Origin of the sequence: Solimonas sp. K1W22B-7, from assembly GCF_003428335.1 — a bacterium.
GTDB lineage: Bacteria > Pseudomonadota > Gammaproteobacteria > Nevskiales > Nevskiaceae > Solimonas_A.
Window position 1 is genome coordinate 29408 of sequence record NZ_CP031704.1, and the last position, 25737, is coordinate 55144.

Genomic DNA, 25737 nt, shown 5'->3' on the forward strand with positions numbered 1-25737 from the left:
CCCGCCCGGTACTCACCCGCATGAAGCCCTTCGCGAATCCCGCGGTGAAAGAAGCCTTCCAGGCCTTTCCGCCCGATATGCGCAGGAAGCTCCTGGCCTTGCGTGAGCGGGTCTTCCGCACCGCGGCGGCCACGCCGGGCGTCGGCGAGCTGGAGGAAACGCTCAAGTGGGGTGAGCCGGCCTACGTCACGCGCTCCGGCAGCGGCAGCACGATCCGCCTGGGCTGGAAGAAGGCCCGTCCCGGCGAGTACGCGCTGTACTTCAACTGCAGGACCACCCTCGTCAGCAGCTTCAGGGCCTTGTACCCGCGGGACTTCCGTTTCGAGGGAAACCGGGCGCTGGTATTCATGCCGGATGAGGAGCTGCCGCAGGAGGCGCTGGCGTCCTGCATCACCATGGCGCTGAGCTATCGGCTGCAGCGCAAGGCCGCACGCGCAAGAGGCTGATTGCGCCAGGCTCGCCGCGAAACGCGCCGAGGCGCATGCGAAACAGGACCTGACACTCCGTTCAGGTAGACGCTCCTCGCCCGGTAGCTCTAGGCTTGCTGCAATCCCTGCGTTGGTAAAGAGCATGTCGATCGGTGCAAGCGAGCTGCGCAAGACCTATGACCGCAAGGCGACGGCCGAGCTGGTCGAGTTGAGCGCCAGGGGCGTGCTTACCGAACCCGCGCTGGAGGTCGTCGACCAGGTGCTGCGCGACCGCGGCGTGTCACCCGCGACGCGCGGCCGGGCCGAGGCTGCGGTGAGGGAGCAGCTGCAGAGGGAGGAGCAGGCACAGCGCATGATCCCGTCTGCGGGCGAGAAGATCGTCGCCCTGGTCGCCGACAGGGCTATCGCGGTCGGCCTCATCGGGATGGGGCTCATTGCGGCCAGCGCGGGGCTGGAATACGGCGACGTGATCGGCGGCCTGTGGGGCACGGCGTACTTCCTGTTGGCCGACGGACTTCCGAACGGGCAGAGCCTGGGCAAGAAGTGGATCAGGCTCGCCGTGGTCGACGAGCGCAGCGGCAAGCCCTGCACCTACCTGCAAGCCATCGTCCGGACCCTGGTGAATGACGGACTGGCGGGGACGGTTACCATCAGGATCGACCAAACCTAGACTGATGGAAAATGGGTAAAACGACGATGAGTGTCCTGAGAGCGGCCTGCTGTGCCGCGGTATTCCTGCTCGCCGGTTGCGAAACCTACTACCGCGTCCCAGACCGGGAGCCGACCGCCAGGGTCCGGTTCAAGGCCACGGCACCGGAGCAACCGGTGTTGGTGACAGCCTACAGCTCGCCGCAATGCGACAAGGATCCGCCTTCGGGACTGATGGGTGTGCTGGGAGGCATCAACAACGACCCCTTGGGCCGTGTGCCGCCGCAAGTCCGTGAAAGCGGCAACACCCTGGGCATGGTCGGTTATGAGGCTGGGCCGGCGACACAGCCGATCGAGCGATTGATTCCTGCAGACCGCAAGTTCGTGTTCGCGATCTTCCGGGTTCAGGTGATGTCTGCAGCGGTGAAGAGTTGCTGGCTGAGCATGATGTTCGATCCACAGCCTGGCGCACAGTACGAAGTGGAGTACGCGGAGACGGACCAGGCTTGCGGCATAGGCATCTACCGCCTGCAGCGCGGGCCGGGACAGATCGTCAGCCGGTCGCCGGAGCCTTCTGCGCAGCGAACGCCGGAAGCATGCCCTGGAACCTTCTGACCAAAGCAGCCAGATCAATTCCCGGGGAAACAGATCTGCCCGCTGCAGAATAAGGAGGAGTTGGCTCTCTTCCTCGCCCAGAACCAGAAAGGAAACAGGCATGACAGCAGACCCTTCAAGCGAGGCACCACGGATTGCGGGCTTCTGGCGCCGGGTCGGCGCGTTCTTCGTGGATGGCTTGCTGCTCGGTGCCGTTGGCCTGGTGCTGGGGCTCGGCCTGGCGCCGCAGTTGGCGGAGCTGGGCCCCTGGGGGCGGCTGCTGGGCTTCAGCATCGCCATGCTGTACTTCGTTCCGCTGGACAGCCGCCTGAGCGGAGGCCAGACACCCGGCAAGCGGCTGCTGAAGATCAGGGTGGTGACGCGCGATGGCAGTCCGCTGTCGCTGTCGCTCTCTCTCCTGCGCTTCCTGCCCCTGGGCGTACCCTGGTTCCTCAACAACCTGCAGCTGCCGCAGGAGATCATGTTCTCCGGGTGGGGATACCTGCTGACGATCATCATCTTCGGCGTCGGTCTTTCAAGCGGCTACCTGCTGGTGTTCAACCGCCGTACGCGGCAGGGCCTGCACGATCTGCTGGCGGGGTCGTACGTGGTCATGGCGGGCCCGTCGGCACCGTTGGAGGTGGCGCGGCCCTGGGCCCTGCACCTGGTGGTTTGCGCGGTGCTGATCGTGGCTTCGGGAGTCCTGCCGTACTTCACGATGCGGCTGGCCAACGACGAGCCGTTCGTGGGCATTCTCAAGGTGCAGCAGGCCGTGCTGGCGCAAGCGGGCGTGAGGCACGCGCAGGTGACCAAGGGCAAGAGCTGGTTCTCCAACGGAAGCAGCCAGCAGGAGACCCGCTTCATGGACATGGTCGTCTATGTCCGCGACAGCGATGTGGAGAATCCGGAGCGCGCGAAGCGGCTGGCCGTGCTCGGTCTTGCCACGGACCCCTCGGCGGCGGCACTGGACAGCATCCGGGTGACCATTGTCCATGGCTACGATATCGGCATTGCCGCGTCCTGGAAGTCGCAGGCGTACGCACATTCGCCGGCGGAATGGCGCGCACCGTGATGCTGACCCTGTTTCGGAGAGATCGATGAGCAAGGCCGTCAATGCGGTACGGAGGCGCCGGGATGTGCGCGGCGCATTCATCGCCGCGATGGTTGCGCTGGCCTGGTCCGTCGCCAGTGTCGCCCAGCCGATGCAGGACCGTGTCGCCGATCCGCGCGAGCCGGAAGCCATCGCAACGGCTACGGCGTGGCTGGACCTGCTTGCGGCCGGAAAGGCGCAGGAGTCCTACGCCCAGTTCACCGACCTCTTCAAGCAGCAGGTGACACCGGACGCCTGGCGGACCGACCTCGAGACTTCCACGAAAGCCCTGGGCAAGCTCAGGAGCCGCAAGTTGCGCCGCGTCGTGGTCTACAAGGATCCGCCGAATGCCCCGCTGCCCGGGACCTACATGGCAGTGGAGTACGACAGCGTCTACGAGCGCGCCCCCGCGCACTTCCAGTTCGTGGTTCTGCATTCGGCGCAGGGCGAACCGTTCCGCGTCATGCGCCACGAGTCGACGATGCAGCTCGGCACCGCCGCCAAGAAGCCGGAGCCGGTCGCAGAGACACAGGGTTCCAGCATTGGCTACAAGACCGTCCAGGAGGCGCTGGCGGCACTCAAGGCCAAAGCCGGGGCGAAGGTCAGCGAGCAGCAGGGCTGGACGATCGTCCAGGACCAGGATGCCGGGAACATCGCGCTATGGTCCTTCACGCCGCAAGGCCACCCGGCGTATCCCTCTGCAGTGAAGCGATCGGTCGTCGAGCGGGACGGTGCCCTGCACATCGACATGAAGGTCCAGTGTCAGGCCGGGAAGGAGCCCTGCGATCAGCTCGTCCGTGACTTCATGGCCTTGAACGAGCGCATGAAGGAAGACCTGGAGAAGAGGCGGGGGCAGTCGAAGGCGCAGTAGCGCAGGGCGCCGCGGCACGATCCCGAATCCTGGGAACGCCCCTCAGAACGCCCCCTTCTCCGGCTCGCCCTGCCACGAGGCGGGATCCGGCTCCCACTCCGCCGAGTAGTCCTGTTCCAGCAGGGCGCAGACGATGGCGCCGAGAGTGGTCCCCAGGCACAGCATCGCAGCCGCCTGCCCGGCGTCGCGCAGATGGGCCTGGGTCGCAAAGGCCTGGAACGACGCCCAGTCACGCCCCAGCTGCTCGACCATGACGCGCCCGAGCGTGTAGGAGAGTTCGCAGCCCGCGTCGGCCTGGAGGTAGGCACTGCCGGTCCAGAAGGCCTGGATGCGCTCGGGGTTCCAGTAGGCCTGCATCCTGCGGTGCATCTGCTGCGGGTAGCCATAGGTGGCCGAGGTCTGCACCAGGCGGGACTCGGTGTTGACGGCGATGCCTTCATTGAGCCACGCGGGGATGGGCAGGTGCGCGAGGCAGCTGTGCGTCAGCTCGTGTGCGATGGTGGACTCGATGACGGAAAGGTCGTCGAGCAGGGTCAGGAAGTGTCCGCCGCCGACGTTGATGAACATGCCGCCACTGACGGCGAACTCTCCGTCCCCCGGGTAGTAGTGCGAGACGTACTCGTAGTACTCCTCCTGGGTGTTCAGCACCATGAGCACGGACTTGCCGCGCTGGGGTGGCGCGGCGATGCCCTTGAGGATGCCGTTGACGAGGCGGCCGCGGGTCGTCTCCAGGTACTTGAGCGAGGCCCGCGCGACGTTGGCCTCCAGAGAGGACAGCACCAGCGCGTGATCGGAGACGGCCACGTGGTAGTAGGGGCCGAGCATGTGGGCCAGGTGCTCCAGCCAGGCCTGCTGGAAGGCGGCCCAGCCCGCGCTGCGGGTCTGCGGCGTGGGCAGCGGCGCGAGCGTGGCCTCTATCGCGTCCCAGTCAGCGAACAGGAAGTTGCCGGAGCGCATCAGGTGCGGGATCAGGTCCACCGCGCCAAGGCCTTCGATCATGACGGTCGGCAGCAGGGGTGGACGCTTGGGGAGCGGCAGGGGCGGCGGAGGCTTTTGCCTGGGCGCGAAGCGACGGAGGAAATCGAGCATGGCCAGAACTCTAGACAAAGCGCTGCGCCGCGCGCAATCGCGGCCGCATTCCGTCACATGGACCTGACGACCACGTCAGGTGGACTGCGGAAAAGGCTGGAATTAGCCTAGGCGGATATCGCTTTCCAAGCACCAGAACGAACACGATTTCGTCATAGGGAGTCTTTGTGCACATGAAACGCCTGGCCCTGCTGGCCTGCCTGCTCCTGAGCGGCTGTGCGACCACGTATGGCCCCAACTTCATGACGGGCGGATACAAGGAACGGATGCTGGCGGAGAACCGCTACATCGTTTCCTTCTTTGGCAACGGCTATGCCCAGGAACAGCGGGTATGGAATTTCTGGATCTATCGCTGCGCCCAGCTGACGGTCGAGAAGGGATACGATCTGTTCATGCTGGAGCCCTCCAGCGAGCATGCGCTGCTGCAGAACCCGCAGGGCGAGCGGCCCGTCGAGTTCACGATGCTGGATGCGAGTGCCGGAGAAACCGGCACGCGCGTGCTGCCTGTCCAGTACTACAGCTACTCCGTCACCACCTACTCCTCGAAGGCCGTGGTGAACATGTACAGGCTGCCGGTGCCGGCGGACATCAATGTCCGTGCGTTGCTGGATGCCAGAAGCATCATGGAGCAGCTGCAGCCGTACATCGACGCCGATGCCAAGATCGAGCCGCCCGCGCGCAAGGACCTGTTCGTGCGCGCGGCCGTGGAGGCGACGATCAAGGCCAGGGCGCTGGATGCGGAGCAGGCGGACAAGCTGCGCGGGATGGCGATGTAGGGAATGGAGGGAACGACGTGGGCCGTGGAGAGGATATGAGGTTCAAGAACCGCGCTCCCCGGCAGCAGGGGATGTCGCTGCTGTCCGCGCTTCTCCTGGGAGTAGTGCTCCTGGTGGGCTTTTTCGCCGTGATGCAGTGGCACGACGCAAGCAAGAAGCGGGAGCAGGCGATGCGCGTCGCCGTGGAAGAAGCCAAGCAGCTGGGGCTTCAGATGGCCGAAGCGCAGGAGAAGCAGCGCCAGCAGCAGGCCGACGAGCAGAGGGTGGCCGCCGACAAGCAACTGCAGCGGCAACGGAAGAAGGAGGAATTCGACAAGTCCATGTCGGCGCTGTCCTCGCTCCATGCCCGCTGGACGGATGCGGAGAGGCTGGCAGGCAGCGCCGCGCGAATGGACCTGGTGGCGGCAGTGGAGGGCCTGCAGGCCATCAAGCGGGAGGCCGCCGCGCAAGCGGTATCGGCGTGTCTGGCCCCGGCCAGGGACCTGCTCGTGTCGGGCATGGAGAAGGTCATAGAAGGATTCATGGCCATCATGCAGGACGCCGAAGCCGGCAAGGTGCTGGCGCAGGCCAAGGCTGCGGAGGGGCGTACGCTGCTGGAACGGTACGAACGCGAGGCGGGTGCCTGCCCCTCTCCCTGATCCCGGGCAGGGCGCTCAGGTCCGTGCCGTGACCCAGGCAAAGGTTTCCTTGTACAGCGCCGGCGGGATATCCGCCGCCAGCGTCTCGCCCAGGTCCGCCAGCGTGGTGTCGCGCAGCGACGCGCGCCAGGCCTGGTCGGCCTTCCACATGACGCGGGCCACCGCGCAGGACTTGCCTTCGCGGGTCCCGGTCTTGCGGCAGGGATTGTTCTTGCGGATCTCGGTGCAGACGAAAGTGGACTGGTTGCCCTCGATGGCTTCGACGATATCCAGGAACGTGATGTCCTTCGCCGCCCTGGCCAGGCGGTAGCCGCCGCTGGGGCCGAGCGTGCTGGTCACGATCTGCGCCTGCGACAGGCCCTGCAGGGCCTTGGACAGGTACTCCTTCGGCAGGCCGTGCAGCTCCGCCAGGTCCCTGGTCGCCAGGAATTTGCCGGCGGGCAGTCCCGAGAGGATGGCGCAGCAGTGCAGGGCCCATTCCACCTGGCTCTTGAGTACCATCTCCAATTCCTTGATTTGAAGCTCGTTTGCCTAAGGGTACTGGCGGGCGCCCCTGCGGGGAAATCCGTACGGGGAATTCACCTCGGCAGGAGCGGCCGGTGGCCGCTCCTGCCGGGGCGCGGTTCCATCAAGCCGCCGCCGTCTTGGCCAGCCAGGCCTCGAAGCGTGTCGCACCGAGGATCGGGTTGGCGCCCGGCGTCAGCGATTCGTCGGTGAGCGGCGCGCCGAAGTAAGGCGCGTCCGGGGCGCTGATCACGGCGCGGGCATCGCCGCTGCTCTGCATGAAGCGGCGCACGAACTGGTCCAGCGGCAGCTTCTCGGGGCCGGCGACTTCCCGCGTGCCGTTGCGCGGCGCCTCCACGGCCAGCTTGGCCAGGGCGGCGGAGACATCGATCGCGGCGATGGGCTGCAGGGCGGCGGAGCTGAGGTGAACGGTATCGCCCACCGCGCCCGTGTAGGCAATGGCACCCATGAATTCGTAGAACTGTGTGGCGCGCAGGAGGGTGTAGGGGACGCTGCCGGCCTTGATCAGTTCTTCCTGCGCCAACTTGGCCCGGAAGTAGCCGCTGGACTGCATGCGCTCGGTGCCGACCACGGACAGGGCCAGCAGATGCTTCACGCCCGCGGCGGCGGCGGCGGCCAGCAGGTTGCGGGTGGAGTCCTGGAAGAAGCTCAGTACCTCGCCGTCTTCGAAGGAGGGCGAGTTGGAGACATCCACCACCACCTGCGCGCCCGCCAGGGCCGCCGCCAGGCCTTCGCCGGTGACGGCGTTGACGCCGGTCCGGGGGGACGCGGCGAGGACTTCGTGGCCGGCGTCGCGGAGCTGGCGGGTGAGGGCCGAGCCGATCAGGCCGGTGCCGCCGATGATCACGATCTTCATGGGTGCATCTCCTCGAGGAACCCGATACCGGGCTTGTGGGTCAATTAAGGATTCGCTTCATCCTTAAGGATATATATTATCCTTAATAAAGGCCAAGTCAAGCCCCGGCCGCGTTGGCGGCGGGTCGGCCAACGGAGGGCCGCCACAGGCCCTATTGCCACCCGTCGCGTCGTTGACGCTGATGGTCGGCGCCCGCTTGCCCGAGGGATGACGTCATCCCAGCATGGCCGGCTGACTCACGGTCTGCGCCGAGCCTCCTGCCGGCGGACGCGAGTCGCGGGACGAGATCGATGGACAAGGACGCTGCGCTGTTCGACCGGCATCTCAGGGTGATTCATGCCTGCGAAAAGGGCGCGACGGGCGTGTACTGGGGACATCGGCTGATCGCCTTCGCCTTCTATCGCGACCTGATTCCCCAGCTGACGCTGATGCATGCCCACGAAACGGAGCACTACGCCCTGTTCGGAGAACTGATCCGGCAGAAGCGGACGCGGCGGGTTCCCTTCCCCGTGCTCTGGTGCGGCGGCGGAATTCTCTACGGGGTCTTCACCGCGCTGTTCGGGCGACGTGCCATCTGGAAGAGCACCGCCATCATCGAGGGCATCGTGGAAAAGGAGCTGACCGAGGCCGCCGATTTCTTCCAGCACAGGGATGCCACGGTTCACGCCACGATCCTGCGCATCCTCGAGGATGAAAGGCAGCACAAGCTCGAGGCGCAGGCGCATTGCCCGGAAGCCGCGGCGGTGGACGCGCTGATCGAGCCGACCGCCAAGGGCGGCGCTGCGCTTTCGAAGACGCTGGCGCAAAGGTGCTGAGATGGCCAACCCGCTGACAAGTTAGCTGGCACGGGCTTCGCATCTCATATTCGGATGCTGCCGGCAGGGAACCAAACCCCGCGCCCGCGATCATTGGTACCGATCCACACCGTTTCATACCGCCCGACACCTCGGGCCATGGAAGACTCCGGGCAACCGGAACATACAAGGGCCAGGGAGGCTCCACCCGATGACTTCTGTCCAGACGTTTGCCCGCAGCCTTTCGATGCTGGCGGTGGTCGCGCTTGCGGCCTGCAGCCTGCAGGGTTCTGACGAGCCGTCGCCTGCCCATGACTGGGCCGCGCTGTCCGAGGCACTGGACAACTCGGTGGGGACCGGCGACGCGCAGGTGACGGGCTACAGCTTTGCGCTGAACGTCGATGGCCGCACCGTCTTCGAGCGTGCCGGCGGCGACATGACGCAGGCCGCGGTGATCCCCATCGCCTCCGCCAGCAAGGCGCCCGCCGCGGCGGCGCTGATGACGCTGGAGCGCGAAGGCCTGGTCAACCTCGATGTGCCGGTGAGCAGCTACCTGGGCGAGGCCGTCACCTGGCCGGCGGCGAAGTCGGGCATCACGCTGCGCATGCTGCTGAACCACACCTCCGGCCTGCCCATGAGTTCGCCCTGCCTCGATGACACGGCGACGATCACATTGCAGGAATGCGTCACCGAGATTGCAGGCGCGCAGCTGGATTTCCTGCCCGGCACGCGGTTTGGCTACAGCGCGGCGGGCTACCAGGTGGCGGGGTACATCGCCGAGCGCGTCACCGGAAAAACCTGGGCGACGCTGTTCCGCGAGCGCATTACCGGCCCGCTGCACATGGACAGCTTCAGCTACGGCGACATGGAGAACCCCCGCATCGCCGGTGGCGCCGTATCCAATGCGGCGGACTACCTGCGCTTCAGCCAGATGGTGCTCGGCGGCGGCAAGCCCGTACTGACCCCCGCCCAGGTCCAGGCCCTGCAGCACAGCCAGGTGGATGGCCTGCCGGTGTTCTTCACTCCCGCGCCGGCGGGCGCGAACCTGGTGGGCTACAGCCTGGGCTGGTGGATCTCCGCGCCGGGCAACCATCCGGGCAGCAACGGTCCCGAGATCAGCGACCCCGGCCTGCTGGGCACTACGCCGTGGATCGACTTCGGCGAGCGCTACACCGCCGTGCTGCTGATCAACGGCACGCCCGAGAAGGGCCTGGCGATCTGGAATGCGGCGCGGGCGGCGATTCTCGCGGAGCTGTTGCCTCAGTAGACAGCGTGGGTCGGCGTGAACGATGGATTGAATGCGCTTTTGCTCCCTCTCCCCGCGTGCGGGGAGAGGGTTGGGGTGAGGGGTGGCTTGTCGATGGAAGTACGGACGATCTCTTCCTCTTAACCGCACCATGTAGTCGAACAATCGGATGTCGAAGCGGATCGCAGGATTTCGCGGGATGAGGGTTATGCCTGCAATCAATACCGCGCCAGCATCGCCTCGACATCCGCACGCATGTACTTCAGCGTCTCGCGCGAGCTCAGCACCTGCCCCGGCGCGCCATTGGCCAGCGCGGCGATGGCGATCCAGCCGCCGTCCTGCTTGCGGGCATAGCCGGCGATGCCGAACACGGCGTGCGGCTCGCTCATGGTGCCGGTCTTGAAGGCGGTGCGGTTGAGCCAGGCCTGGCTGCCTTCGCGCATGCGCGTGCCGGCGGAGTCGGCGGGCACGACCAGGCCGGCGTAGAAGGCGGGGAAGCTGCGCGGGCTGCGGTACTGGTCCTGCAGCACGGCGACGAGGTCGCGCGCGGACAAGGCGTTCTCCGGGGTCAGGCCGCTGCCGCTGTACAGCGGCGGCGCTTCCACGGCGCCGTCGCCCATGGCCGCACGCGCACGCACGACGCGGGCGGAGAGTTGGGTGGCGGACTGCGCCAGCGTCGGCGCCGGGCCGGGTCGCGCTTCCTGTGCCAGCTTCAGGGTCATGACGTCGGCGATGTAGTTGTTGGAATAGCGCAGCATGCGCGCGAGCTGCTCGCGCAAGGTCAGGCCCTGCACGCTGGCCAGGCGCCAGGCCTTGGCGGGCAGCGCTTCCTCGCTCAGGAGCAGGTTGCCGCTCACGCGGACGCCGAGCTCCGCCAGCATCTGCCACAGCAGCTGGCCGGTGCCGCCGGCGGGTTCGGCCATCGAGCGGTAGACGCGCTGCGTGCTGCCCGTGTCGAGCGTGCCGGAGATCTGTATGCGCTCGCCCTCCGCGGTGAGGATGCGGCCGATGGCCAGCGGCGAATCGTTGCGGGCATTGCGCGCCTCGACGCGGCCGTCCACCGGGATCGGCAGCGCCACGCCGGAACAATGGCGCGGCTGCAGGCTGGGCGAGAAGTCCACGCACCAGCTGCCGTAGTCCACGCCGATGCCGGACAGTGGCGCGGCATAGGAGGAGTCGCTGCGCGGCAGGAACTTGCAGCGGTCCGCCGTCTCGCAGGCGGGGCGGCCCAGCGGCGCGGTGCTGATCAGCAGGTCGCCCTTCACCTCGCGCACGCCGGCCTGGCGCAGTTGCGCGGCCAGCAGCCAGAGGTCGCGGTGCTCCAGGGTGGGGTCGCTCTGGCCCTGCAGGATCAGCGATCCCTCGAGCACGCCCTTGGTGAGATTGCCGGTGCCGTAGAGCTCGGTGGCGAGCGTGCGTTCCGGGTCCCAGGCTTCCAGCGCGGCGGCGGCGAGCACGATCTTGGTCAGCGAGGCGGCGTTGAGCCGTTGCTGCGGGTTGAAGGAGGCCAGTGCGCGGCCGGTCTGCAGGTCGACGGCGACGGCGGTGACGCGGGCGCCGGTCTTTTCGAGCTGGTGCAGGGCGGGCCAGTCCTCGGCGGCGGCGGCGAGGGGCAGGCAGGCGAGGAGGAGTGTGGGGAGGAGGCGCATGGGGATTTTTACCATGCCGCTGCTAGCGAAACATGTCCCCTCTCCCGCTTGCGGGAGAGGGGGTGGGCGAGGGGATGGATCCCCGAGGTAGGGCAACGCATGGAGCAGTTGCCGGGGAGAGGGGGAGCCTTCAAACGGCGAACAAGTGCGTTATCGCCAACGTTCCCCCTCTCCCTCGGTCCCTCTCCCGCGAGGGGAGAGGGAAGAAAAGCTAGCCCTTCTTCTGCTGCAGGAAATAAGGATCCAGCTGCTGGCCATCCGGCGGGTTGAAGTAGGTGCGGATGTAGGCGACCTTGCCGTCGTCGTCGATGGTGTAGATCTCGATGGAGTCCAGCTCGACCGGCTTGCCGTCGACCTTGCCGTAGTTCTTCACGTGCAAGGCAGCCTGGTCGGCGCAGATCTGCAGCAGCACCGGTTCGATTTTCCAGTCGTGGCCGTCCTTGAAGGAATTGCTCCAGCTCTTCTCCAGGCCGTCCTTGCCGATCTTGGGCAGGCCGCCGACCGGGTCTTCCAGGCGGATGCCCTCGGCGAAGTTGGCCATCCAGCGCGCCTTGTCCTTGGCGTTCCAGGCTTCGAAGTGGGTGCGGATCGCGAGTTCGATCTGGGCTTTGCTGGGCATTGGGCGCTCCTTGGAGGTGTGGCCCTATCCTCGGCAAGCCGTCGCGGGGCGGCCTCACCCGTTGAGACGGGGCAGCACCCGCGCCGTGGCGGTGCGTCTGCCGCCGGGCTATGGTCGGGGTCCCCGTGAACGCGGAGACGGCAGATGCGCGGCGCAAACCTGTTGCTGGCCCTGGGCCTGGTGCTTGTCGGCGGCTGCTCGCGCGGCGGTGGCAGCGCCGTGGCGGCACCGCTCAGCGAGATCGAGGTGGAAACCGTCGCCAGCGGGCTCGCCCACCCCTGGGCCATGGCCTTCCTGCCCGATGGCCGCATCCTGGTAACCGAGAAGCCCGGGCGCATGCGCCTGGTGAATGCGCAGGGCGGGCTGTCGGCGCCGCTGGCGGGCGTGCCTGCGGTGGCTTATGGCGGGCAGGGCGGCCTGCTCGACGTGGTGCTGGATCCGCAGTTCGCGCAGACGCAGCGCATCTACTTCAGCTACAGCGAGCCGCGCAAGGACGGCAACGGCACGGCGGTGGCGCACGCGCGCCTGGGCGAGCAGGGCCTGCAGGACCTGCGCGTGATCTTCCGCCAGCAGCCGGCGATGAACAGCGGCAATCATTTCGGCTCGCGCCTGGCCTTTGCGCCCGACGGCAAGCTGTTCGTGACGCTGGGCGAACGCTACAAGGGCATGGAGCAGGCGCAGGCCCTGGACAACGATCTGGGCAAGGTGATCCGCATCGATCGCGAGGGCGGCATCCCGCCAGACAATCCCTTCGCCGGGCGCAAGGACGCGCGGCCGGAGCTGTGGTCCTACGGGCACCGCAACCCGCAGGGCGCGGCGATCCACCCGCAGACCGGCCGGCTGTGGACGCACGAGCACGGCCCCCAGGGTGGCGACGAGATCAACCTGCCGCTGCCGGGCCGCAACTACGGCTGGCCGGTGATCACCTGGGGCATCGACTACTCCGGGGCGAAGATCGGCAAGGGGGAGACCCTGCGCATGGGCATGGAGCAGCCGCTGCACTACTGGGTGCCGTCGATCGCCCCCAGCGGCATGGCCTTCTACACCGCCGACCGCTTCCCGGCCTGGCGCGGGCAGCTGTTCGTGGGCTCGCTGAAGTTCGGCCAGCTGGTGCGCCTGGAGCTGGACGGCGAGCGCGTGAAGCACGAGGCGCGCTACGACCTGAAGATGCGCATCCGCGACGTGCGCCAGGGGCCGGACGGCTACCTGTACCTGCTGACCGACGATGAGGGCGGGCGGCTGCTGAAGCTGGGCCTGAAGGGCTGAACCGGCGGCAGGGTCGTTGGTCCGCCGCCGCGGCCGATCTACACTGTCGGCATGTCCTCTTTCCGATTGCCGGCTCGCGCCCTGCTCCTGCGACTGTGGCCGGCCCTGCTGCTGTGCCTGGCCGGCTGCGAGCGCAAGACGCCGGAATACCGCAGCATCGAGAAGTACGACGGGGTGATCCGGCCGGTAAAGATCGGTACCGAGCAGAACCTGGACCGCATCCATTTCTCGCTCGATACGCCCGACGAGTTCCCGGTGACGGTGACCGTGCGCGCCCAGCTGGAAAACATGCGCGGCGACCGCCCGCTGCCCTATACGCGCAGTTCCAGGGGCGCCCGGGGCAAGCCGCTGTTCCAGCTGTTTCGCATCGACGGAAGCCGCAGCGGCAGCTACCAGTGGCAATGGGGCTGGCGCTGCGGCGAAGCCAAGGCCCGGCACGACGACGACGTGGTCTACCGCCTGCCCTGGGCGTCGGGCGATTCGCATGAAATGACGCAGGGCTACAACGGCAGCCATACCCACCAGGGCGACAGCCGCTACGCCTACGACTTCGACATGCGCGAGGGGACCGAGGTGCTGGCGGCACGCGCGGGCGTGGTGTGCCGCGTGGAGTATCACTCCACCGCGGGCGGCTACGACCCCAAGTTCGAGAACGAGGCGAACTACATCGCCGTGGTGCACGACGACGGCACGGTGGCGATGTACGGCCACCTGCGCGAGTACGGGGCCATCGTCACCCCCGGCATCCGGGTGCGGACTGGCCAGGTGATCGGCTATTCGGGCAACACGGGCTTTTCCAATGGCGCGCACCTGCATTTCCACGTCGCCCGGGCGCTGGACGGCTTCACCCAGGAAACCCTGCCGATCCGCATGGCCACCGACGCGGGCATCCTGCCGGCGCTGGAGGAGGGTGAGGACTATGAGGCGGTGGATACGCCCTAGCACAGGGAACAACCGTTTCTGACGGGGCCGTCAGCGCTGCGGCCAATTGCGTTCCCCCGCGCGGACCGTACACTGCCGCGCTTTCGTCCCTCGTCCGCCTGTACCGATGCCCCTGCACCAGCGACTGATCCGCCGTAGCCGCCGCCTCGCGCGTACCGCCACCCACAGCACCGTCAACCTGCGCGATCGCCTGCTGCGCAGCGACGAGCTGGTCCGGGCCGAGCGCACGCCCTACGAGGTGATCCACCGCGAAGGCATCGCGCAGCTGCGCTACTACCCGCCGCTGGCGCAGGACGAGATCGAGCTGCTCGACGAGCGTGTGCCGGTGCAGCGCGAGGTGCATGCCGTGCCGCTGGTGCTGGTGTCGCCGCTGGCCGTGAACATGCTGATCTACGACCTGTTCGAGCAGCGCAGCCTGGTGCGCTACCTGCGCGCGCGCGGCTTCGAGCTGTACCTGGTGGACTGGGGCCGCCCGGATTCACGGCACGACGAGTTTCGCCTGGCGACCTATGTCGCGGAGCTGATGCCGAAGATGCTGGCGCAGGTGCGCGCGCACAGCGGCAGCCAGCGCCTGTCGCTGCATGGCTGGAGCTTCGGCGGGCTGTTCTCCTATGCCTACACCGCGCTGAGCCGCGACCCGGACATCGTCAACCTGGCCCTGGTCGGCGCGCCCTGCGACTACCACAACAACGGCATGCTGGGCCTGCAGTACCAGCGCCTGTCCAAGCAGCTGCGCTGGCTGCGCGAGCGCACCGGCTTTCGCCCGCACAACACCTCGCCGCGCTGGTGGCGTTCGCCGGGCTGGGCCAACAGCCTGGCCTTCAAGCTGACCAACCCGGTGGCGAGCCTGCAGGGTTACTTCGAGCTGCTGCGCAACCTGCACGACCGCGAGTTCGTCAGCGACCACGCCACCAACGGCGCCTTCCTCGACGGCATGGTGGCCTACCCGGGCGGCGTGATGCAGGACATCGTGCAGTACCTCTGGGCCGACAACGTGCTGGCCAAGGGCCGCCTGCCGATCAAGCGCTGCGATGCCGAGTTGCGCAACATCGACGCCAACCTGCTGCTGGTGGCGGGCAAGGAAGACGTGATCGTGACCACCGGCTGCACGCACCCGATCCTGGAACACGCCCGCAGTCCGGACAAGACGCTGCTGGAAGTGCCGGGCGGCCACATGGGCATCCTCGGCGGCAGCAAGGCGCCGCGGCACATCTGGCCGCAGGTGGCGGACTGGCTGGCGGCGCGGTCGACTTGACGACTCCGTCCCCTCTCCCATTTCATGGGAGAGGGTGCCCGGAGGGCGGCGAGGGGATGGACCCCCGAGGTAGGGCAACGCATGGAGCAGTTGCCGGGAGAGGGTTTCTGTAAAACGTAGCTGGGTTAGCCCTTCCACGACTTACAGAAACCCTCTCCCTTGATCCCTCTCCCGCAAGCGGGAGAGGGGACAGACACAAGCTCAACTCTCCAGCAACATCCCCTCCGGCGCCGCCGCGCTCACGCGCTCGCCCACCGTCGCCGCCACGCTCATGCCGTGCGCGCTCACGCTGTCGATCTGGTCCTGGAACCTCGGCGGCAGCGCCGTCGCGTTCTCCTGCGTGAACGTCACCATCTGGTAGCCCAGCACGTCCGGCGCGTCCGGCGTGAGCTTGTCCTGCCACCACCATTCGAAGATCGCGCGCTCGGCGTTCAGGCTGACGATGCCGTAGCCGTGGTCGACCCATTCGACGAAGCGGCAGTTGTTGTTGCCCACCAGCAGCGCCAGCTCCACCGCGCGCGCGCCGGCGACGTTGAGCAAGGGTGCTGCGCCGCTGCCGAGCGCATTGGCGATCAGCTCGTCGGCACCGCCGCGGCCCATCGAGCTGGGCGCGAACTCCACGCCCACCGAGGCCCCGCGCAGGTTGACGCCCGGCAGGTTGCCGGTGAGTGCGCGGCCCCAGCCGGCGAGCAGGTTTTCCGGCGTGGAACCGGGGCGGGTGTTGGGCAGCGCCAGGCCCAGGCCCGGCGGCAGCACGGTGCTGGTCTCGACCAGGTCGGAGGCCCAGTTGCCGTGCACGTCGCCGGAGACGAAGACGTTGTTGCGTACGCGCGTTTCCGCGGGGTTGGCGCCGCGCAGGTACTGGAACAGCGCGGCGCGCTCGGCGCTGTAGTCGGTCCAGCGCGAGATGCCGAGCTTGGGCAGCGGCACGCCCTCGATCAGGTCGGGAGTGTCGGCGGGGCCGATCCAGGTCTGGTTGTTGAGCAGGCGCCAGGTCACGCCGCGTTGCGCGGAGTCCAGCATGTCGGCGGTGAGCCATTCGAACTGCCGGCGCCCGAACAGGCTGGGCGCGCCCTCGGGCAGGTGCGAGGCATCGGCCTCCAGGCCATGGCCTGGCAGGTAGATCTGCGTGTCCACGCCGTAGAGGTCCAGCAGCGGGCCATAGGGCAGCTTGCGGTAGACCAGCAGCGGCGCCGGCGGCTCGGGATAGCGGCCGTCTTCCACCCGCAGGAAGCGGCCGCTGCCGTCGGCCAGCACCGGGCGCGAGGGGGTCCATTCCCAGAAGGCGCGCGTGGTGTCGGCCAGCGTGGCGGTGGACGTGCTGCCGTCGATGCCGGTGGGCAGTTCGTTGCCGAAGCCCTCGTCGATGTCGTGGTTGTCCCAGACGATGAACCAGGGGTGCTGCTGGTGCGCGCGCAGCAGGTTCGGGTCGCTGCGCCACAGGGCATAGCGACGGCGGATTTCGGCCAGGTTGAGCCAGTCGCGGTAGTCGACGTCGGCGGTGTCGGCGCGGCCGCGGCGCGCGCGCACGGTCTCGTCCTCGTCGACGAAGTCGTAGATGTAGTCGCCGCAGTGGATCACCAGGTCCAGGTCGTCGCGCGCGGCCAGGTGCCCCAGGCCGCTCCAGTAGCTCGACCAGTAGCTGGAGCAGGCCAGCACCGCCACGCGCAGCTCGCTGACCGCCGCGGCCGGTGCGGTGCGCGTGCGGCCGGTGATGGAGTAGGCGCCCAGGGCTTCGAAGCGGTAGTAGTAGGTGGTGGCGGGTGCCAGGCCGGTGACGTCCACCTTCACGGTCCAGTCGCGGGCGGCAATGGCCTGCTGCGTGCCGCTGCGCAGGACGTTGCGCATCAGCGGGTCGCTGGCGATGCGCCAGGTGACGGGCACGCCGCCGCTGCGCGGCGCCAGCTCGGTAACGCGGGTCCACAGGATCACGCGGTCGGCCAGCGGGTCGCCGCTGGCCACGCCATGGGCGAAGGGCAGCAGGCTGCCGGTGGGAAAGTCGAAATTCGCCGGCGGGACCTGGCCTGGCGTCAGCTCGCCGCTGCCGCCCCGGCTGTCGCTGTCACCGCAGCCGGCCAGCCCGGCCGCACCCAGGCCCAGGCCGGCGCCGCCGGCCTGCTTCAGGAATTCCCTGCGAGTCCCCATCTTTTTCCCCGTTTGCTGCGGTCTGCATATACCAGACGCCGGCTACCGACGTGTAACATCGCCGGCCTAACGAGATCGCCCCATGTCCCAACTGCTGCTGTCTCCCGCCGAAGCGCGCGTGCTGGCCTCCCTGGTGGAGAAGTCCATCACCACGCCGCAGTACTACCCGATGACGGTCAACGCCATCATGCTGGCCGGCAACCAGAAGACCTCGCGCAGCCCGGTGCTGAGCCTGACCGAGGGCGATGTCGGCAACGCCCTGAATCGCCTGGAGGAACTTCATCTGGTGGGGCGCGACAGCTTCAGCGCCCGTGCCCAGAAGTACCGACACCAGTTCAGCCCGCAGCTGCTGCTCAAGCCGCAGACCGCGGGAATCCTGGCGACGCTGATGCTGCGCGGTCCTCAGACCCTGGCGGAGCTGCGTGCCAACGGCGCGAGCCTGGGCGGCCCGACCGAGGGCGAGGCCCTGGCCGCCGCGCTCAACGACCTGGCCGACCGCGCCCAGCCCCTGGTGGTGCTGCTGCCCCGGGCGGCGGGCCAGAAAGAGGCGCGCTATGCACACACCTTGTGCGGCGACGCCGGTGGTGGCGAGTGGGCGGAGCCGGAAATCGTGGCCTCCCGGCCCGAACCCGGCGCCCTGGCCGCGCTGGAAGCCCGCATCCAGGCCCTGGAGGCGCGGGTGCTGCTGCTGGAAGACCTTCTTAAATAAGGGCTTGCAGCTGCAGGAGATCGCTGCTGGCGTTTCGCGAAACCGGGAATCGGACGATCGTCCTATTTGTGCATGGTTTTTGCGAAGTACGTCACAAGGGCCAACCCGGCCCCTGTTATAGGACACAAGTCATGAACCCCGAAACGATCTACGTGAAGACGGAGAAAGGACGGGAGGAGATCCGTAGCCGTGCCGCCGGACTGTCACAGGCGCTGCGCATCCTGCTGATTGCGACCGACGGCGAAAAGCCGATCGCCAAGCTGGCCCGGCTGCATCCGGCGGGCGCCGGAGTGATCGAGCTGATCGCTGAACTGCAGGCCTTCGGCTTCGTCGAACCGCTCACGGCGGGTTCGGCCCGGCCGGCTGCGGTCACCCGCCCGACGGCGGCTCCGTCGCGGGCTTCGGCTTTTGGGGCGCCGGAGACGCAGAAGTACGTGATGTCGCTGCGCTGACGGCGGCTTTCCCGGTCCTGGCCGCGCGCTTGTCGCGGACCAGGACCTGGGTGCCCTCGCGCCGCGTTTCGAACAGGCCGCTGGCCTCGACCAGGTCGCCGAGTTTCTTGTAGCCGTAGTTGCGCGAGTCGAAGGACGCCTGGTTGCCGATCTGGTTGCCCAGTGCTCCGAGCAGCGTCCAGCCGTTCTCGTCCGCCGCGCTCTCCGCGGCATTGCGCAGCAAAGCCACCAGCTTCGTATCCCCTTTGAGCTCCGCCGTGCTGGCGCGCTTGGACGGCGCCGGCTTGGGCGCGTCCACGTCCGCCGCTTCGCTCTCGGTCGCGGCGGCCACCAGCTGTTCCAGGAACAGGAACTTGGAGCAGGCGTTCTGGAACGGCTCCGGCGTCTTCTTCTCGCCGAAGCCATACACGTCCAGCCCGCGCTCGCGGATGCGCGTCACCAGCGGCGTGAAGTCGCAGTCGGACGACACCAGGGCAAAGGCCTGCACGTTGGTGGTGTAGAGCAGGTCCATCGCGTCGATCACGATCGACACGTCGGTGGCGTTCTTGCCCTTGGTGAGGTCGAACTGCTGGACCGGGCGGATCGCGTGCCCATGCAGCTGGTCGGTCCACTTCTTCAGGCCCGGCTTGGTCCAGTTGCCATAGGCGCGGCGGATGTTGGCCACGCCGTACTTGGACAGCTCGGCGAGGATCACCTCGATCTTGGCGGCCGGCGAATTGTCGGCGTCGATCAGCAGGGCGATGTGGGTCTTGATGTCTTGCTTGCTGGACATGGGAAGGCCTCCTGGCGGCCTTCATGATCGCACGGCTTGGCAAGGGCTATGCTTCAGAAACGCCATGCCGAGCTTCCGCACCACGCTGAACGGCCGTACCCGGGTCTTCGAGGATCTGCGCATGCTGCTGGCCTGCGCCTCGCCGCGGCGTTCCGGCGACGAGCTGGCGGGCCTGGCCGCCGAGTCCGACGAGCAGCGCGTCGCCGCGCGTCACGTGCTGGCCGATCTGCCGCTGCGGGTCTTCCTGGAACAGCCGCTGGTGCCCTACGAGGCCGACGAAGTCACGCGCCTGATCCTCGACACGCATGACGCCGCGGCTTTCGCGCCGGTGGCGGATCTGAGCGTCGGCCAGTTCCGCGACTGGCTGCTGTCCTATGCCGCCACGCCGGAGGCCCTGGCTGCATTGGCACCCGGCCTGACGCCGGAGATGGTGGCGGCGGTGTCCAAGCTGATGCGCAACCAGGACCTGATCGCGGTGGCCGCGAAATGCCGCGTTGTCACGGCCTTGCGCAGCACGATCGGCCTGCCCGGGCGCCTGGCCTGTCGCCTGCAGCCCAATCACCCCACCGACGATCCGCTGGGCATCGCCGCCTCGATCCTCGACGGCCTGCTGTTCGGCATGGGTGACGCCGTGATCGGCATCAACCCCGCGAGCGACTCGGTGCCCGACACCATCCGCCTGCTGCAGATGCTCGACGAGTTGCGCCAGCGCTACGACATCCCCATGCAGTCCTGCGTGCTGGCGCACGTCACCACCAGCCTGCGCGCGATCGAACGCGGCGCGCCGCTGGACCTGGTGTTCCAGTCCGTCGCCGGCAGCGAGGCGGCGAACCAGGGTTTCGGCGTGGACCTGGCCCTGCTGCGCGAGGGCATGGACGCGGCGCTGTCGCTGAAGCGCGGCACGGTCGGCAACAACGTCATGTACTTCGAGACCGGGCAGGGCAGCGCGCTGTCGGCCAACGCCCATCACGGCGTGGACCAGCAGACCATGGAGGTGCGCGCCTACGCCGTGGCGCGTGCGTTCTCGCCGCTGCTGGTCAATACCGTGGTCGGCTTCATCGGGCCGGAATATCTCTACGACAGCAAGCAGATCATCCGCGCCGGCCTGGAGGATCATTGCTGCGGCAAGCTGCTGGGCCTGCCGATGGGCGTGGACGTCTGCTACACCAACCATGCCGAGGCCGACCAGGACGACATGGACACGCTGATGACGCTGCTGGCCACGGCCGGCGTGAACTTCGTCATCGCCGTGCCGGGCGCGGACGACGTGATGCTGGGCTACCAGAGCCTGTCCTGGCATGACGTGCTGGGCCTGCGGCATCTGCTCAAGCTCAGGCCCGCGCCGGAGTTCGAGGCCTGGCTGCAGCGCATGGAGCTGCTGGACGCACAGGGCCGGCTGGCGCCGCCGGGCGAGGGTGTGATGCGGCGGATGCTGGCATGAGCGAGCCCGTCCCCGATCCCTACGCGCGCCTGCGCGCCGCCACCCCGGCGCGCATCGGCCTGGGCCGCGCCGGCGATGCGCTGCCGACGCGCGCGGTGCTGGAATTCCAGGCGGCGCACAGCCGCGCGCGCGATGCGGTGCATGGGCAGGCGGATTTCGACGCGCTGGCCGCTGCTTTGGCGCCGCTGCCTTCCTTGCGGGTACGCAGCCGTGTGAATGATCGCGCGGAGTATCTGCGCCGGCCCGACCTGGGTCGGCGCCTGCGGCAAGACGACCTGCCTTTGCTGCAGCATGGTGAATGGGACCTCGCCTTCGTGATCGCCGACGGTCTGTCCGCCGAAGCGGTGAACCGACATGCCGCGGCATTGGTGCACGAAACCCTGCACCGCCTGCCGGGCTGGCGCGCGGCACCGGTGGTGCTGGCCGAGCAGGCGCGGGTGGCGCTGGGCGACGAGGTCGGCGAGCGGCTGGGGGCCAGGATCGTCGCGGTGCTGGTCGGTGAGCGGCCGGGGCTGTCGGTGGCGGACTCGCTGGGGGTCTACCTGACCTGGGAACCGCGAGTGGGCCGCGCGGACTCGGAGCGCAACTGCATTTCCAACATCCATGCGAACGGGCTGTCGCTGCAGCGGGCGGCGGATACGCTGGCGTGGTTGCTGGATGAGGCAAGGAGCAGGCGGGTGACGGGAGTGGGGTTGAAGCTGGAAGCGCTGGGCACAAGTGCCGTGCCGTCCCCTCTCCCGCTTGCGGGAGAGGGATAAAGGGAGAGGGTTTCTGTAAATGGTGGAAGGGCTCTCCCTGCGAGAGTTACAGAAACCCTCTCCCGGCCTTCGGCCACCCTCTCCCGCAAGCGGGCGAGGGGACAGCAATACGGCAGGCCGATCAGGGATAATGCCGCCCCCATGGCCCGCCCCTACGACCTCGTCGCCACCGCCCTCGCCGAACAGCGCGACCAGCTGCTGGCGCGCGATTACGTGCGTTTCGCCAAGCTGGTCGAGCGCGCGCAGCGCGGCGGCAAGATGGATGTGGCGCGCCTGCAGCAGGACGTGGAGAAGGCCAAGGAGCGGGTGGAGCAGCGCAAGGCGCTGGTGCCCACCGAGCTGCATTACCCCGAGGAACTGCCGGTGGTGCAGGCCAAGGCCGAGCTGCTGGAGGCGATCCGCGATCACCAGGTGGTGGTGGTCTGCGGCGAGACCGGCTCGGGCAAGACCACGCAGCTGCCCAAGCTCTGCCTGGAGTTGGGGCGCGGCACGCGCGGGCTGATCGGGCATACGCAGCCACGCCGGCTCGCGGCCCGCAGCGTCGCCAACCGCATCGCGGCGGAGCTGCGCGGCAACCTCGGCGACACGGTCGGCTACGAAACGCGCTTCGACCGCCGCGTGTCGGAGCGCTCGCTGGTCAAGCTGATGACCGACGGCATCCTGCTCGCCGAGCTGGGGCGCGATCACCTGCTGACCAGCTACGACACCATCATCATCGACGAGGCCCACGAGCGCAGTCTCAACATCGACTTCCTGCTCGGCTGGCTCAAGCGCATCCTGGTGCAGCGTCCGGACCTGAAGGTGATCATCACCTCGGCGACGCTGGACCCGGAGCGGCTGTCGCGGCATTTCGACGGCGCGCCGATCAAGCTGGTCTCCGGCCGCACCTACCCGGTGGAGCAGCGTTACCGCGCGTTGCCGGACGACGGCGATCTCGAAGGCGGCATCGCCAATGCCATCGAGGAACTGTGGCGGCCGACGCCGAAGGGCGACGTGCTGGTGTTCCTGCCCGGCGAGCGCGAGATCCGCGACGCCGACCGCGTGCTCAGCGGCCGCTTCCCGCGTGCCGAGGTGCTGCCGCTGTATTCGCGCCTCGCGGCGCAGGCGCAGGACAAGGTGTTTTCGCCCGGCAAGCAGCCGCGCATCGTGCTGGCCACCAACGTCGCCGAAACCTCGGTCACCGTGCCAGGCATCCGCTACGTGGTGGACACCGGCACGGCTCGTCTCAACCGCTTCTCGCCGCGCAGCGGCGTGCAGCAATTGCAGATCGAGCCGGTGTCGCAGGCCGCCGCCAACCAGCGCGCCGGCCGCTGTGGGCGACTGGGCCCGGGTATCTGCATCCGCCTCTATGCCGAGGACGACTTCGCCGCACGCCCGGCCTTCACCGATCCCGAGATCAAGCGCGCCAACCTGGCCGGCGTGATCCTGTCGATGATCGCGCTGGGCCTGGGCGAGGTAGAGGACTTTCCCTGGGTGGAAGCGCCGGACTCGCGCAACGTCAGCGACGCCTATCGCCTGCTGCAGACCCTCGGCGCGCTCGACGACTGGCGCAAGCTCACGCCCCTGGGCGAAGAGCTGGCTCGCCTGCCGCTGGACCCGCGCGTGGCGCGCATCGCCCTGGCCGGGCGCGGCAAGCCGCAGGCCGACGCGATCTGCGTACTGGCGGCGGCGATGTCGGTGCAGGACCCGCACGAGGTGCCGCCCGACGTGCAGGACGCCGCGCGTTCCGCGCACAAGAGCTGGCAGCATCCGCGTTCCGATTTCCTGACGCTGCTGAACCTGTGGCAGCGCTGGAAGACCTGGAGCGCCGAGTCCTCCAACCGCCAGCTGCGCCGCGTCTGCCGCGAACACTACGTCAACTTCCTGCGCATGGAGGAATGGGAGCAGGTCTACCGCCAGCTGCGCGACATGCTCGGCGTGAAGGGCGAGCCGGCGGTGCTGAAGCCGCAGGATCTCGACGGGCTCTACCCGGCGCTGCACGAAGCCCTGCTCACGGGCCTGATCGATCACATCGGCCTGAAGCTGCCGGACAAGGGCGAGTACCAGGGCCCGCGCAATCGCCGCTTCCGTATCCACCCGGGCTCGGTGCTGGGCAAGAAGGGCCCGCAATGGCTGATGAGCGCGCAGCTGGCCCAGACCAGCCAGCTGTTCGCACGGACCAACGCGGCGGTGGAGCCGGAGTGGCTGGAGCGCATCGGCGCGCACCTGGTGAAGCGCAACGTGCTGCACCCGGAGTGGAGCTCCGAGCGCGGCGAGGTCACCGCCACCGAGCACGTCAGCCTGCTGGGCCTGCCGCTGCTGACGCGCCAGCGCAACTACGGCGCCACCAACCCGGTGGAGGCGCGCGCGATCTTCATCCGCGAGGCCCTGCTGCACGGCGAGATGTCGCGCAAGCCCTCGTTCCTGGAACAGAACCTCGCCTTGATCGAAGAGGTGCAGGACAAGGAAGCGCGCCTGCGCCGCCCCGACCTGCTGGCCAACGACGAGCAGCTGGAACGCTTTTACCTGGAGCGCCTGCCGGACAACGTCTGCACCACGCGTGAGCTCAAGGACTGGCTGCGCCGCGACGCACAGGCCCAGTCGCGCATGCGCATGCAGGAGTCCGACGTGCTGCGCCCCGGCGCCGACGCCAACGTCGAGTCGCAGTTTCCGGATCACCTGGACATCGGCGGCGCGCGCATCGCCTTGAGCTACTCGCACGAGCCGGGCGAGGAGCATGACGGCGTCACCTTCCATATCCCGCTGGCGGCGGTGCACACGCTGCCGGAAGAAGTCTTCGACTGGCTGGTGCCGGGCCTGCGCACGGCCAAGCTCGAAGGCCTGATCCGCACCCTGCCCAACGCGCTGCGGCGCTACTGCACGCCGGCCGCGGAGTTCGCCCGCGCCCTGGCCGAGCGCTTCGAGCCGCTGCCGCCGCAGCCGATCGTCGAGGCCATGACCGAGGCGCTGCGCTCCATGACCGGCGCCGCGATCACCGCCGAGTCCTTCCAGCCCGACAAGCTGGAGCCGCACCTGGTGCCACGCCTGCAGCTGGAAGACGCGCAGGGCAAGCTGCTGGGCACCGCCAACTCGCTGGCTTCGCTGCAGGGCCGCTTCGCCGGCCAGGCGCGGCAGGCGCTGAATACCGCGGCGACGCGCGATGACAGCCTCAAGCAGTGGAAGCGCGACGATCTCGCCGACTGGGATTTCGAGAAGCTGCCGGAGACCGTGCCGATGGCCGGCGCCAGGGCCTGGCCGGCGCTGCAGGCCGAGGGCGGCAAGTCGCACCTGCGCCTGTTCGAATCGCCGGAGGCTGCGGCCGACGCGCACCGTGCCGGTACCCGCAGCCTGCTGCTGGCCCGCATGCCGGAGCGCACGCGCGACCTGCTCAAGGCGGTGAAGAGCAAGCTCGGCCTGCAGCTGATGAGCCTGAAGATCACGCCGGAGTCCGTGGCGGACGCCCTGGCGCGCCGCGCCGCCGACCATGTGCTGCTGGACACGCCGATCCGCGACAAGGCCGGCTTCCAGCAGGCGCTGGAGAAACGCGGCGCCTTCAGCATCGAGGCCTACAAGCGGCTGGACGAGGTCGCGGCCTGGCTGGGCACGGCGGCGGAGCTGCGCAAGAGACTGGACGCCGCGGGCAATCGCTGGCCGGCGCCGCTGCAGGACCTGCGCCAGCAACTGGCCAGCCTGTTCGCGGAGGGTTTCCTGGACGCCATCCCCGAGCCGCAATGGCTGCGCGTCGCGGTCTACCTGCGCGCCATGACCGTGCGCCTGGACCGGCTGCAGAACAAGCCGGCCCGCGACGAGGAACTGACCCGCCAGGTGGTACCGCTGGCGTCGAAGCTGCCCGGCCCCTTCCACCCGGCGCGCTGGGTGCTGGAGGAGTGGCGCATCACCCTGTTCGCGCAGGAACTGAAGGCGCAGGGATCGCCCAGTGCGGCGCGGATCGTGACATTGGTCGCTGATACGCCCTAGCACGAATTGGACCAGAAGTCGTCCCTTTGTGCTATTTATCTGACAGGCTGTCGGTATAAAATGACAGACGGGGCCAGTCCGCAGAAGGACCGGGGTCGAGCGATACGGGGCACGACCTAAAGTTATGGAAGACAGGGCCGCTACCGGAATACCCGTTCCTTTCAGGCCATGCGCATAAACCATCCCAACGCCGCGTTGCACCCCGCTGCCAGCAATC

General features: G+C 68.2%; 24 protein-coding genes. 17 read left to right on the top strand and 7 right to left on the bottom strand.

The features are described 5' to 3' along the window. The first annotated feature begins 20 nt into the window (after positions 1-20). From D0B54_RS00120 to D0B54_RS00140, 5 genes are all read left to right on the top strand, one after another. A complete protein-coding gene (locus D0B54_RS00120) occupies positions 21-446 on the top strand; it encodes a DUF1801 domain-containing protein (RefSeq protein WP_117288184.1) in 426 nt (141 codons plus the stop codon). A 124-nt stretch (positions 447-570) separates the two neighbouring features. Continuing rightward, positions 571-1098 (top strand): RDD family protein, encoded by a 528-nt coding sequence (locus D0B54_RS24560; protein ID WP_205527230.1) that lies wholly within the window; start codon positions 571-573, stop codon positions 1096-1098. Between the two features lie 26 nt (positions 1099-1124). Then, positions 1125-1691 carry a hypothetical protein gene (locus D0B54_RS00130; RefSeq protein WP_162932085.1) on the top strand — a complete coding sequence of 189 codons (567 nt, stop codon included), beginning with the start codon at positions 1125-1127 and terminating at the stop codon, positions 1689-1691. A 100-nt stretch (positions 1692-1791) separates the two neighbouring features. Next, a complete protein-coding gene (locus D0B54_RS00135) occupies positions 1792-2742 on the top strand; it encodes an RDD family protein (RefSeq protein WP_117288186.1) in 951 nt (316 codons plus the stop codon). Positions 2743-2767: 25 nt separating this feature from the next. After that, a complete protein-coding gene (locus D0B54_RS00140; protein ID WP_162932086.1) occupies positions 2768-3631 on the top strand; it encodes a DUF4019 domain-containing protein in 864 nt (287 codons plus the stop codon). A 42-nt stretch (positions 3632-3673) separates the two neighbouring features. Here D0B54_RS00140 and D0B54_RS00145 read toward each other — a convergent pair whose 3' ends face one another. Beyond that, positions 3674-4720, bottom strand: coding sequence for a hypothetical protein (locus tag D0B54_RS00145; RefSeq protein WP_162932087.1), 1047 nt, complete (start codon positions 4718-4720; stop codon positions 3674-3676). A 173-nt stretch (positions 4721-4893) separates the two neighbouring features. Between D0B54_RS00145 and D0B54_RS00150 the strand changes: the two genes are divergently transcribed. Together D0B54_RS00150 and D0B54_RS00155 are read left to right on the top strand one after the other, a co-directional pair. Continuing rightward, complete coding sequence (locus D0B54_RS00150; RefSeq protein ID WP_117288189.1) at positions 4894-5496, top strand: CC0125/CC1285 family lipoprotein; 603 nt, start codon at positions 4894-4896, stop codon at positions 5494-5496. 35 nt (positions 5497-5531) lie between these two features. Next, entirely contained in the window at positions 5532-6134 is a 603-nt protein-coding gene (locus D0B54_RS00155; protein WP_117288190.1) for a hypothetical protein, read from the top strand. 15 nt (positions 6135-6149) lie between these two features. On the opposite strand, the gene D0B54_RS00160 is transcribed toward D0B54_RS00155, so the two are convergent. Then, positions 6150-6635, bottom strand: a complete 486-nt coding sequence (locus tag D0B54_RS00160) for an RrF2 family transcriptional regulator (protein ID WP_117288191.1) — start codon at positions 6633-6635, stop codon at positions 6150-6152. Between the two features lie 127 nt (positions 6636-6762). Continuing rightward, a complete protein-coding gene (locus D0B54_RS00165) occupies positions 6763-7515 on the bottom strand; it encodes an SDR family oxidoreductase (RefSeq protein WP_117288192.1) in 753 nt (250 codons plus the stop codon). 290 nt (positions 7516-7805) lie between these two features. On the opposite strand from D0B54_RS00165, the gene D0B54_RS00170 reads away from it, so the two are divergent. Beyond that, the gene (locus D0B54_RS00170) at positions 7806-8330 is read left to right on the top strand and encodes a demethoxyubiquinone hydroxylase family protein (protein ID WP_117288193.1); all 525 of its coding nucleotides are present in this window, start codon (positions 7806-7808) and stop codon (positions 8328-8330) included. Between the two features lie 190 nt (positions 8331-8520). Beyond that, positions 8521-9576 carry a serine hydrolase domain-containing protein gene (locus D0B54_RS00175; RefSeq protein ID WP_117288194.1) on the top strand — a complete coding sequence of 352 codons (1056 nt, stop codon included), beginning with the start codon at positions 8521-8523 and terminating at the stop codon, positions 9574-9576. A gap of 197 nt (positions 9577-9773) precedes the next feature. Here the strand turns inward: D0B54_RS00175 and dacB are convergent, their stop codons facing one another. Beyond that, positions 9774-11204: a D-alanyl-D-alanine carboxypeptidase/D-alanyl-D-alanine endopeptidase gene (gene dacB / locus D0B54_RS00180; protein ID WP_162932088.1), complete on the bottom strand. Its 1431-nt coding sequence runs from the start codon at positions 11202-11204 to the stop codon at positions 9774-9776. Positions 11205-11415: 211 nt separating this feature from the next. Then, a complete protein-coding gene (locus D0B54_RS00185; protein ID WP_117288196.1) occupies positions 11416-11823 on the bottom strand; it encodes a nuclear transport factor 2 family protein in 408 nt (135 codons plus the stop codon). A 144-nt stretch (positions 11824-11967) separates the two neighbouring features. Between D0B54_RS00185 and D0B54_RS00190 the strand changes: the two genes are divergently transcribed. From D0B54_RS00190 to D0B54_RS00200, 3 genes are all read left to right on the top strand, one after another. Further along, positions 11968-13089, top strand: a complete 1122-nt coding sequence (locus tag D0B54_RS00190) for a PQQ-dependent sugar dehydrogenase (protein WP_117288197.1) — start codon at positions 11968-11970, stop codon at positions 13087-13089. Positions 13090-13140: 51 nt separating this feature from the next. After that, positions 13141-14031, top strand: coding sequence for a M23 family metallopeptidase (locus D0B54_RS00195; protein WP_162932089.1), 891 nt, complete (start codon positions 13141-13143; stop codon positions 14029-14031). A gap of 106 nt (positions 14032-14137) precedes the next feature. Further along, entirely contained in the window at positions 14138-15286 is a 1149-nt protein-coding gene (locus D0B54_RS00200) for an alpha/beta fold hydrolase (RefSeq protein WP_117288199.1), read from the top strand. 201 nt (positions 15287-15487) lie between these two features. On the opposite strand, the gene D0B54_RS00205 is transcribed toward D0B54_RS00200, so the two are convergent. After that, positions 15488-17431 (bottom strand): alkaline phosphatase D family protein, encoded by a 1944-nt coding sequence (locus D0B54_RS00205; RefSeq protein WP_205527231.1) that lies wholly within the window; start codon positions 17429-17431, stop codon positions 15488-15490. An 82-nt stretch (positions 17432-17513) separates the two neighbouring features. Here D0B54_RS00205 and D0B54_RS00210 point away from each other — a divergent pair, with 82 nt between their 5' ends. After that, the gene (locus D0B54_RS00210; RefSeq protein WP_117288200.1) at positions 17514-18140 is read left to right on the top strand and encodes a DUF480 domain-containing protein; all 627 of its coding nucleotides are present in this window, start codon (positions 17514-17516) and stop codon (positions 18138-18140) included. A gap of 131 nt (positions 18141-18271) precedes the next feature. Continuing rightward, positions 18272-18592, top strand: a complete 321-nt coding sequence (locus D0B54_RS00215) for a hypothetical protein (RefSeq protein WP_117288201.1) — start codon at positions 18272-18274, stop codon at positions 18590-18592. Here D0B54_RS00215 and D0B54_RS00220 read toward each other — a convergent pair. After that, positions 18510-19364, bottom strand: coding sequence for an NYN domain-containing protein (locus tag D0B54_RS00220; RefSeq protein WP_117288202.1), 855 nt, complete (start codon positions 19362-19364; stop codon positions 18510-18512). The genes D0B54_RS00215 and D0B54_RS00220 overlap by 83 nt on opposite strands. Positions 19365-19428: 64 nt before the next feature. On the opposite strand from D0B54_RS00220, the gene D0B54_RS00225 reads away from it, so the two are divergent. From D0B54_RS00225 to hrpA, 3 genes are all read left to right on the top strand, one after another. Further along, on the top strand, positions 19429-20805 hold the full coding sequence (locus tag D0B54_RS00225) for an ethanolamine ammonia-lyase subunit EutB (RefSeq protein ID WP_117288203.1): 1377 nt from the start codon (positions 19429-19431) through the stop codon (positions 20803-20805). Further along, positions 20802-21563 (top strand): ethanolamine ammonia-lyase subunit EutC, encoded by a 762-nt coding sequence (eutC, locus tag D0B54_RS00230; protein WP_117288204.1) that lies wholly within the window; start codon positions 20802-20804, stop codon positions 21561-21563. The genes D0B54_RS00225 and eutC overlap by 4 nt, the downstream gene beginning before the upstream one ends. A 141-nt stretch (positions 21564-21704) precedes the next feature. Further along, on the top strand, positions 21705-25520 hold the full coding sequence (gene hrpA / locus D0B54_RS00235; protein ID WP_117288205.1) for an ATP-dependent RNA helicase HrpA: 3816 nt from the start codon (positions 21705-21707) through the stop codon (positions 25518-25520). Positions 25521-25737 lie beyond the last annotated feature (217 nt).

What these genes read in the sequence shown, in the direction of transcription:
- D0B54_RS00120 (WP_117288184.1), top strand. Translation starts at nt 21, where the DNA reads ATGAAGCCCTTCGCGAATCCCGCGGTGAAAGAAGCCTTCCAGGCCTTT.
- D0B54_RS24560 (WP_205527230.1), top strand. Translation starts at nt 571, where the DNA reads ATGTCGATCGGTGCAAGCGAGCTGCGCAAGACCTATGACCGCAAGGCG.
- D0B54_RS00130 (WP_162932085.1), top strand. Translation starts at nt 1,125, where the DNA reads ATGAGTGTCCTGAGAGCGGCCTGCTGTGCCGCGGTATTCCTGCTCGCC.
- D0B54_RS00135 (WP_117288186.1), top strand. Translation starts at nt 1,792, where the DNA reads ATGACAGCAGACCCTTCAAGCGAGGCACCACGGATTGCGGGCTTCTGG.
- D0B54_RS00140 (WP_162932086.1), top strand. Translation starts at nt 2,768, where the DNA reads ATGAGCAAGGCCGTCAATGCGGTACGGAGGCGCCGGGATGTGCGCGGC.
- D0B54_RS00145 (WP_162932087.1), bottom strand. Translation starts at nt 4,720, where the DNA reads ATGCTCGATTTCCTCCGTCGCTTCGCGCCCAGGCAAAAGCCTCCGCCG.
- D0B54_RS00150 (WP_117288189.1), top strand. Translation starts at nt 4,894, where the DNA reads ATGAAACGCCTGGCCCTGCTGGCCTGCCTGCTCCTGAGCGGCTGTGCG.
- D0B54_RS00155 (WP_117288190.1), top strand. Translation starts at nt 5,532, where the DNA reads ATGAGGTTCAAGAACCGCGCTCCCCGGCAGCAGGGGATGTCGCTGCTG.
- D0B54_RS00160 (WP_117288191.1), bottom strand. Translation starts at nt 6,635, where the DNA reads ATGGTACTCAAGAGCCAGGTGGAATGGGCCCTGCACTGCTGCGCCATC.
- D0B54_RS00165 (WP_117288192.1), bottom strand. Translation starts at nt 7,515, where the DNA reads ATGAAGATCGTGATCATCGGCGGCACCGGCCTGATCGGCTCGGCCCTC.
- D0B54_RS00170 (WP_117288193.1), top strand. Translation starts at nt 7,806, where the DNA reads ATGGACAAGGACGCTGCGCTGTTCGACCGGCATCTCAGGGTGATTCAT.
- D0B54_RS00175 (WP_117288194.1), top strand. Translation starts at nt 8,521, where the DNA reads ATGACTTCTGTCCAGACGTTTGCCCGCAGCCTTTCGATGCTGGCGGTG.
- dacB (WP_162932088.1), bottom strand. Translation starts at nt 11,204, where the DNA reads ATGCGCCTCCTCCCCACACTCCTCCTCGCCTGCCTGCCCCTCGCCGCC.
- D0B54_RS00185 (WP_117288196.1), bottom strand. Translation starts at nt 11,823, where the DNA reads ATGCCCAGCAAAGCCCAGATCGAACTCGCGATCCGCACCCACTTCGAA.
- D0B54_RS00190 (WP_117288197.1), top strand. Translation starts at nt 11,968, where the DNA reads ATGCGCGGCGCAAACCTGTTGCTGGCCCTGGGCCTGGTGCTTGTCGGC.
- D0B54_RS00195 (WP_162932089.1), top strand. Translation starts at nt 13,141, where the DNA reads ATGTCCTCTTTCCGATTGCCGGCTCGCGCCCTGCTCCTGCGACTGTGG.
- D0B54_RS00200 (WP_117288199.1), top strand. Translation starts at nt 14,138, where the DNA reads ATGCCCCTGCACCAGCGACTGATCCGCCGTAGCCGCCGCCTCGCGCGT.
- D0B54_RS00205 (WP_205527231.1), bottom strand. Translation starts at nt 17,431, where the DNA reads ATGGGGACTCGCAGGGAATTCCTGAAGCAGGCCGGCGGCGCCGGCCTG.
- D0B54_RS00210 (WP_117288200.1), top strand. Translation starts at nt 17,514, where the DNA reads ATGTCCCAACTGCTGCTGTCTCCCGCCGAAGCGCGCGTGCTGGCCTCC.
- D0B54_RS00215 (WP_117288201.1), top strand. Translation starts at nt 18,272, where the DNA reads ATGAACCCCGAAACGATCTACGTGAAGACGGAGAAAGGACGGGAGGAG.
- D0B54_RS00220 (WP_117288202.1), bottom strand. Translation starts at nt 19,364, where the DNA reads ATGTCCAGCAAGCAAGACATCAAGACCCACATCGCCCTGCTGATCGAC.
- D0B54_RS00225 (WP_117288203.1), top strand. Translation starts at nt 19,429, where the DNA reads ATGCCGAGCTTCCGCACCACGCTGAACGGCCGTACCCGGGTCTTCGAG.
- eutC (WP_117288204.1), top strand. Translation starts at nt 20,802, where the DNA reads ATGAGCGAGCCCGTCCCCGATCCCTACGCGCGCCTGCGCGCCGCCACC.
- hrpA (WP_117288205.1), top strand. Translation starts at nt 21,705, where the DNA reads ATGGCCCGCCCCTACGACCTCGTCGCCACCGCCCTCGCCGAACAGCGC.